Genomic DNA, 7,448 nt, shown 5'->3' with positions numbered 1-7,448 from the left:
GCCCCGGGTGCCGGCCCAGCCCGGCCCGGCATCGACCGAGGTGCCCACGAGCTGAGGCGAACCGGGCCTCACGTGCGCCGACGGCGGGTGCGACGCCGCTGCGGGGCCGGAGAGGTGTTACCGTGGAATCCCGTGGATCGCGTGATCACTTGGCTGATCGGCACGGCGGTTCGCACGACCGCTACGGACGACACGGGAGCAGGCCTTGGCCCCTTCAGCACGGACGACCAGGCACATTTTCGTCACCGGGGGCGTCGCCTCCTCGCTGGGTAAGGGCCTCACCGCCTCCAGCCTCGGCAACCTGCTCACCGCACGCGGGCTGCGCGTGGTGATGCAGAAGCTCGACCCGTACCTCAACGTCGACCCCGGGACGATGAACCCGTTCCAGCACGGCGAGGTCTTCGTCACCGAGGACGGCGCCGAGACCGACCTCGACGTCGGCCACTACGAGCGGTTCCTCGACCGGGACCTGTCCGGCAAGGCGAACGTCACCACCGGCCAGATCTACTCGGCGGTGATCGCCAAGGAGCGGCGCGGCGAATACCTGGGCGACACCGTCCAGGTGATCCCGCACATCACCAACGAGATCAAGGCGCGGATCCTCGGCATGGCCGACCCGGACGCCGACGGCCAGGTCCCCGACGTGGTGATCACCGAGGTCGGCGGCACGGTCGGCGACATCGAGTCGCTGCCGTTCCTGGAGGCGATCCGCCAGGTCCGGCACGACCTCGGCCGGGACAACTGCTTCTACCTGCACGTGTCGCTGGTGCCCTACCTGGCGCCCTCCGGCGAGCTGAAGACCAAGCCGACCCAGCACTCGGTGGCCCAGCTGCGCAGCATCGGCATCCAGCCGGACGCCCTGGTGCTGCGCTGCGACCGGGAGATTCCGGACAAGGTCAAGGAGAAGCTCTCGCTCTACTGCGACGTCGACCGGGAGGCCGTCACCGCCGCCCCGGACGCGCCGAGCATCTACGACATCCCGAAGGTGCTGCACCGCGAGGGCCTCGACGCGTACGTGGTGCGGCGGCTCGGCCTGTCCTTCCGGGACGTGGACTGGACCCGCTGGGACGACCTGCTCGACCGGGTGCACCAGCCCCGCCACACGGTGACCGTGGCGCTGGTCGGCAAGTACGTCGACCTGCCCGACGCCTACCTGTCGGTGAGCGAGGCGATCCGGGCCGCGGGCTTCGGCCACCGGGCCCGGGTGCAGCTGCGCTGGGTGCCCAGCGACGACTGCGTCACCCCGGCCGGCGCGGCGGCGGCCCTGGCCGGCGTCGACGGCATCGTGATCCCCGGCGGCTTCGGTGTCCGCGGCATCGAGGGCAAGATCGGCACCGCCCGGTACGCCCGGGAGAACGGCATCCCGCTGCTCGGCCTCTGCCTCGGCCTCCAGTGCATGACCATCGAGGTGGCCCGTCACCTGGCCGGCCTCGACGGGGCGAACTCGCTGGAGTTCGACGAGGAGGCCGGCCACCCGGTCATCGCCACCATGGCCGACCAGGAGGACATCGTCGCCGGCAAGGGCGACCTGGGCGGCACCATGCGGCTCGGCGCGTACCCGGCGAAGCTTGCCGAGGGCTCGCTGGTCGCCGAGGCGTACGGCAGCACCGAGGTCAGCGAGCGGCACCGGCACCGCTACGAGGTGAACAACGCCTACCGCGACCAGCTCACCAAGGCCGGCCTGACCATCTCCGGCACCTCGCCGGACGGCCGGCTGGTCGAGTTCGTCGAGCTGGACCGGAACCTGCACCCGTTCTTCGTGGCCACTCAGGCGCACCCGGAGCTGAAGAGCCGGCCGACCCGGCCGCACCCGCTCTTCGCCGCGTTCGTGAAGGCCGCCGTGGCGTACTCCGAGGCCGACCAGCTCCCGGTCGACCTGGACGCCCCGGCGGAGGCCGCGGCGGCGAAGAAGGCGGGCCGCAACGGCGGCTCGGCGGCTAAGGCCGCGGCCGCCTCGTGAGCGCGGTCGAGCACCGGTACGAGGTGACGGAGCACCGGGAGATCTGGTCCGGCCGGATCTTCTCGGTGGTCAGCGACGACGTCACCATGCCCGGCGGGGGCACGGCCGCCCGCGACTACGTGACGCACGTCGGCGCGGTGGCCGTGGTGGCCCTCGACGACGCCGGTCAGGTGGTGCTGATCCGGCAGTACCGGCACCCGGTGGGCCGGCACCTGTGGGAGCTGCCGGCCGGGCTGATGGACGTGCAGGGCGAGGACCTGGCCGCCGCGGCGGCCCGGGAGCTGGCCGAGGAGGCCGACCTCACCGCCGGGACCATCGACCTCCTGGTCGACCTGCACAGCTCGCCCGGATTCAGCAACGAGGTGGTCCGGATCTTCCTGGCCCGCGACCTGGCCGACGTGCCCGCCGCTCAGCGCCACGACCGGCGCGACGAGGAGGCCGACCTCCAGGTGGTCCGGGTCGACCTCGACGAGGCGGTCCGGATGGTCCTCGCCGGCGAGATCACCAACGCCTCCTGCGTGGCCGGGCTGCTCGCCGCCGCCCGTGCCCGGCAGGCCGGCTTCGCCGAGCTGCGCCGCCCGGAGGCGCCGCTGCCCCGCTGAGCGGGACCGGACGACGAAGGGGCCGCGCGGTGCGTACACCGCGCGGCCCCTTTCGCTTGTGCCGGCGCTCAGTCGCGCAGCGGGCGGCCCTGCCCGTCGACGCCGCCGTTGACGAGGATCAGGATGCCGTCGATGAGGCCCCAGATGCCGCCCAGGCCGCAGGTCACGATCGTCACCACGAGCTGGATCACACCGGTCTTGGTGTCGCCCATGTAGAAGCGGCCGATACCGAAGCCGCCGAGGAGGATCTGCAGGATGCCCGCGACGGTCTTGCTCTTGTCCGACACGCCCTGCGGGTACTGCTGGTAAGGAGGAGTGGTCATGAGCGGACACCTTAGTGATCCACTGGCGTCCTGTCCGCACCGCCGCCCGGTCGGTGGGAGGATATTTACCGAACATTGTCCTGACGGCTGAGGCGGTCTCCACCGCTCAGCTCGGTCGATGCCTGACACACCGTCAGCACGACCGGGCACCGGATGTCACTGTGTTGGCCTCCGTGGGGTTCCCACGCGCCTAGACTGCCGCCGGCGGGACCGGTGGACCGCGTCGGCAAAGGGGCCGTCGCGGCGCCGCGCAGTCGGGGGTGAGCTGCCCCGGAGGAAGGTGTCTGCATCGTGAAGGTCGGAATCCCACGCGAGGTCAAGAACCACGAGTACCGCGTGGCGATCACGCCCGCGGGCGTCAACGAGTTCACCCGCCACGGCCACGAGGTCTTCGTCGAGTCCGGCGCGGGTGAGGGCTCCAGCATCACCGACGACGAGTTCGCCGCCGCCGGCGCCAAGATCCTGGCCACCGCCGACGAGGTTTGGGACACCGCCGAGCTGGTGCTCAAGGTCAAGGAGCCGATCGCCGAGGAGTACCACCGGATGCGCGAGGGGCAGGTGCTCTTCACCTACCTGCACCTGGCCGCCTCGAAGGAGTGCACCGACGCGCTGCTGGACCGGAAGGTCACCGGCATCGCGTACGAGACGGTCGAGCTGCCCGACCGCTCGCTGCCGCTGCTCGCCCCGATGTCCGAGGTGGCCGGCCGGCTCGCCCCGCAGGTCGGCGCGTTCTACATGATGCGCACCGGCGGGGGCCGGGGCGTGCTGCCCGGCGGGGTCTCCGGCGTGTACGCGGCCAAGACCGTGGTCATCGGCGCCGGCGTGTCCGGCCTGAACGCCGCCGCCATCGCGCTGGGCCTGCAGTCCGAGGTGCTGCTGCTGGACAAGAACGTCGCCCGGCTGCGCCAGGCCGACGCCATCTACCGGGGCCACCTGCAGACCGTCGCCTCCAACGCCTACGAGATCGAGCGGGCCGTGCTCGACGCCGACCTGGTCATCGGCGCGGTGCTGGTGCCCGGCGCGAAGGCCCCGAAGCTCATCTCCAACGAGCTGGTCTCCCGGATGAAGCCGGGCAGCGTGCTCGTCGACATCGCCATCGACCAGGGCGGCTGCTTCGAGGACTCGCGCCCGACCACGCACGCCGACCCGGTCTACAAGGTGCACGACTCGATCTTCTACTGCGTGGCGAACATGCCCGGCGCGGTGCCGAACACCAGCACCTACGCGCTGACCAACGTCACCCTGCCGTACGCCCTGGAGCTGGCCAACCAGGGCTGGCGCCAGGCGCTGCGCAACGACCCGGCGCTCGCCCTCGGCCTGAACACCCACGCCGGCCAGGTCGTCTACGGCCCGGTCGCCGAGGCGCACGGCATGGGCACGCTGCCGCTGGCCGAGGTGCTGGCCTGACCTCAACCACGGAACGGGCCGGTGCGGGCGAGCCCGCGCCGGCCCTGCGCCGTGCCGTCCGGGGCTACCTGGACCACCTCACCGTCGAGCGGGGACTGTCGACGAACACCCTCGCCTCGTACCGCCGGGACCTGGACCGCTACCTGTCCACCCTGGCCGCCGCCGGGGTGACCGACCTGACCGCCGTCGGGGCCGCCGAGGTCGAGGCGCACCTGGCCCGGCTGCGCGCCGGGGACGCCGACCACCCGCCGCTCGCCGTCTCCTCGGCCGCCCGCGCGGCCAGCGCCGTGCGCGGCCTGCACCGCTTCGCGCTGCGCGAAGGGCTGGCCGGGGCCGACCCCAGCCGGGACGTCCGCCCGCCCGCACCACCGCGCCGGCTGCCCCGGGCGCTGCCCGTCGACGCCGTGGTCCGGCTGCTGGAGACCGCCGGCCCGGTCACCGCCACCGGCGAGGCCGCGCCCCGCGCGCTGCGCGACCGGGCGCTGCTGGAATTCCTGTACGGCACCGGCGCGCGCATCTCCGAGGCGATCGGCGCCGCGGTGGACGACCTCGACCTCGACGCCGGCACCGTGCTGCTGCGAGGCAAGGGCGGGAAGACCCGGCTCGTCCCGGTCGGCGGGTACGCGGCCGAGGCGCTGCGCGCCTGGCTGGTCCGGGGCCGCCCGGCGCTGCTCGCCGCCGGCCGGGGCACCCCGGTGGTCTTCGTCAACGCCCGCGGCGGCCCGCTCACCCGCCAGGGCGCCTGGACCGTGCTGCGCGCCGCGGCCGAACGGGCCGGCCTGCCGGTCGACGGGCCCGACGCGGTCTCCCCGCACACCCTGCGCCACTCGTACGCCACCCACCTGCTCGACGGCGGCGCCGACGTGCGGGTGGTGCAGGAACTGCTCGGCCACGCCTCGGTGACCACCACCCAGGTGTACACGTTGGTCACCGTTGAGCGGCTGCGTGAGGTCTACGCGACCGCCCACCCGCGGGCGCACGGGTGAGCGCGTGGAGTGAGCCGGGGTTCCGAGCCCGCAGTCGCGAACGAAACAGCGTCTCGGCTGAGCACCCGCTCCGACACGCCGACCCGCTACCGAACGCGCTGCTGGCGCGTGGCGTACAGTCGGCTTCGGCGCGGGCCTCCAGGGGTGACGGACCGGAGGTGCGCAGCGGCGCCGCGAGGGACGTCGGACGGCTCCGACGCCGGGTGGTCGTCGGGAGGGGGCAACGAGGACATGGCAGGAAACGGTGACCGTGCCGAGACCTGGACGTCGGAGCTCCGCGAGCAGCAGGCGACGCTCGGCGCCGACCTCGGCCCCGCCGACCCGGCCGCGTACACCATGCGCAAGCCGATCCCGGAGCCGATGCCGACCGACCGGCACGGCCCGGCGCGGATCATCGCGATGGCCAACCAGAAGGGTGGCGTCGGCAAGACCACGACCACCATCAACCTGGGCGCCGCGCTCGCCGAGTACGGCCGCAAGGTGCTGCTTGTCGACTTCGACCCGCAGGGCGCCCTCTCCGTCGGCCTCGGCGTCAACCCGCACAACCTCGACCTGTCGGTCTACAACCTGCTCATGCAGGACGACGTCACCGCCGAGGACGTCCTCATCAAGACCGACGTGGCCGGGCTGCACCTGCTGCCGGCCAACATCGACCTCTCCGCCGCCGAGATCCAGCTGGTCAACGAGGTCGCGCGGGAGATGGCCCTGGCCCGGGTGCTCCGCACCATCCGCAAGGAGTACGACTTCATCCTGATCGACTGCCAGCCCTCGCTGGGCCTGCTGGCGATCAACGCGCTGACCGTGGCGCACGGCGTGCTCATCCCGCTGGAGTGCGAGTTCTTCAGCCTCCGCGGTGTCGCGCTGCTGCTGGACACCATCGACAAGGTGCGTGAGCGGCTCAACTTCGACCTGGAGCTCGAGGGCATCCTCGCCACCATGTACGACAGCCGCACCACCCACTGCCGCCAGGTCCTCCAGCGGGTGGTGGAGGCGTTCGGCGACAAGGTCTACCAGACGGTGATCACCAAGACCGTGAAGTTCCCCGAGTCGACGGTGGCCGGCGCCCCGATCACCACCCTCGACCCGGCCTCCTCCGGCGCGCGCAACTACCGCCAGCTCGCCCGCGAGGTGATCGCCGCCCAGGCGGAGCGGTAGGCCGCCCGCCGGGTGCCCGGGTCGTGGACTACGGTTTGCCGGTGACCGCACCACCCCTCGACCCGCCGACCGGCGCCACCGACCCGGTGGCCGCCGCCGGGCTGGCCGCCGAGGTCGACGGCGTGGTGCCGGCCGACCCGGCCACCGTCGAGGAGACCAGCGGCTTCACCGTCCGGCTGGACAACTTCACCGGCCCGTTCGACCTGCTGCTCCAGCTGATCAGCAAGCACAAGCTGGACGTCACCGAGGTGGCCCTGCACAAGGTCACCGACGAGTTCATCGCGTACCTCCGGGCCATGGGCGACCAGTGGGACCTGGACGAGACCAGCGAGTTCCTGCTGGTCGCCGCCACGCTGCTGGACCTGAAGGCGGCCCGGCTGCTGCCCTCGGCCGAGGTGGAGGACGAGGAGGACCTGGCCCTGCTGGAGGCCCGGGACCTGCTCTTCGCCCGGCTGCTGCAGTACAAGGCGTACAAGGAGGCGGCGGCGCACATCGCCGAGCTGGAGTCGGTCGGCGGGCGGCGCTACCCGCGCGCGGTCACCCTGGAACCCCGGTACGCCGAGGCGCTGCCCGACCTGGTGCTCGGCATCGGCCCGGAGCGGTTGCTCAAGCTGGCGCTCAGGGCGATGACCCCGAAGCCGGTGCCCGAGGTGTCCATCGCGCACGTGCACATGGTCCGGGTCAGCGTCCGCGAGCACGCCGAGATCATTTCCGAGCGGCTGCGCCGCGCCGGCACCGCCACCTTCTCGCTGCTCTGCGCCGACTGCGACATCACCCTGGAGGTGGTCGCCCGCTTCCTGGCCCTGCTGGAGCTCTACCGGCAGGGGCTGGTCGCCTTCGTCCAGGAGCAGGCGCTGGAGGAGCTGACCGTGCGCTGGACCGGCTCCGCCGACGGCGGCACCGAGCTGACCATCGACGAGTACGCCGGCAACCCGGAGCCGGCCACCCCGCCCGCGGACGCCCCTTCCGCCGCGGCGGACGACGTCGCACCGACACAGGAGTGACCCGATGAGCG

General features: G+C 72.6%; 7 protein-coding genes. 6 read left to right on the top strand and 1 reads right to left on the bottom strand.

The window, feature by feature from the left end:
* Window positions 1-205 precede the first annotated feature (205 nt).
* Together ACW0Q9_RS27295 and ACW0Q9_RS27290 are read left to right on the top strand one after the other, a co-directional pair.
* Entirely contained in the window at window positions 206-1,960 is a 1,755-nt protein-coding gene (locus ACW0Q9_RS27295) for a CTP synthase (RefSeq protein ID WP_456186096.1), read from the top strand.
* Window positions 1,957-2,562: an NUDIX domain-containing protein gene (locus ACW0Q9_RS27290; RefSeq protein WP_456186094.1), complete on the top strand. Its 606-nt coding sequence runs from the start codon at window positions 1,957-1,959 to the stop codon at window positions 2,560-2,562. The genes ACW0Q9_RS27295 and ACW0Q9_RS27290 overlap by 4 nt, the downstream gene beginning before the upstream one ends.
* A gap of 68 nt (window positions 2,563-2,630) precedes the next feature.
* Here the strand turns inward: ACW0Q9_RS27290 and ACW0Q9_RS27285 are convergent, their stop codons facing one another.
* Window positions 2,631-2,948 carry a TM2 domain-containing protein gene (locus tag ACW0Q9_RS27285; protein WP_456186100.1) on the bottom strand — a complete coding sequence of 106 codons (318 nt, stop codon included), beginning with the start codon at window positions 2,946-2,948 and terminating at the stop codon, window positions 2,631-2,633.
* A 228-nt stretch (window positions 2,949-3,176) separates the two neighbouring features.
* Between ACW0Q9_RS27285 and ald the strand changes: the two genes are divergently transcribed.
* From ald to ACW0Q9_RS27265, 4 genes are all read left to right on the top strand, one after another.
* Entirely contained in the window at window positions 3,177-4,292 is a 1,116-nt protein-coding gene (ald, locus tag ACW0Q9_RS27280) for an alanine dehydrogenase (protein WP_456186092.1), read from the top strand.
* On the top strand, window positions 4,289-5,278 hold the full coding sequence (locus ACW0Q9_RS27275) for a site-specific tyrosine recombinase XerD (protein WP_456186098.1): 990 nt from the start codon (window positions 4,289-4,291) through the stop codon (window positions 5,276-5,278). Before ald ends, ACW0Q9_RS27275 begins: the two co-directional genes overlap by 4 nt.
* Before the next feature lie 231 nt (window positions 5,279-5,509).
* Window positions 5,510-6,433, top strand: coding sequence for a ParA family protein (locus tag ACW0Q9_RS27270; protein ID WP_091266519.1), 924 nt, complete (start codon window positions 5,510-5,512; stop codon window positions 6,431-6,433).
* A gap of 41 nt (window positions 6,434-6,474) precedes the next feature.
* Window positions 6,475-7,437, top strand: a complete 963-nt coding sequence (locus ACW0Q9_RS27265) for a segregation and condensation protein A (protein ID WP_456186089.1) — start codon at window positions 6,475-6,477, stop codon at window positions 7,435-7,437.
* Window positions 7,438-7,448 lie beyond the last annotated feature (11 nt).

The sequence above is a fragment of the Micromonospora sp. I033 genome (assembly GCF_053890995.1).
Note: the sequence above shows the minus strand (reverse complement) of the source record. Positions and strands in the feature narration are given on the sequence as shown.

Coding starts and splice junctions, on each gene's coding strand:
- ACW0Q9_RS27270 (WP_091266519.1), top strand. CDS start 5,510: ATGGCAGGAAACGGTGACCGTGCCGAGACCTGGACGTCGGAGCTCCGC.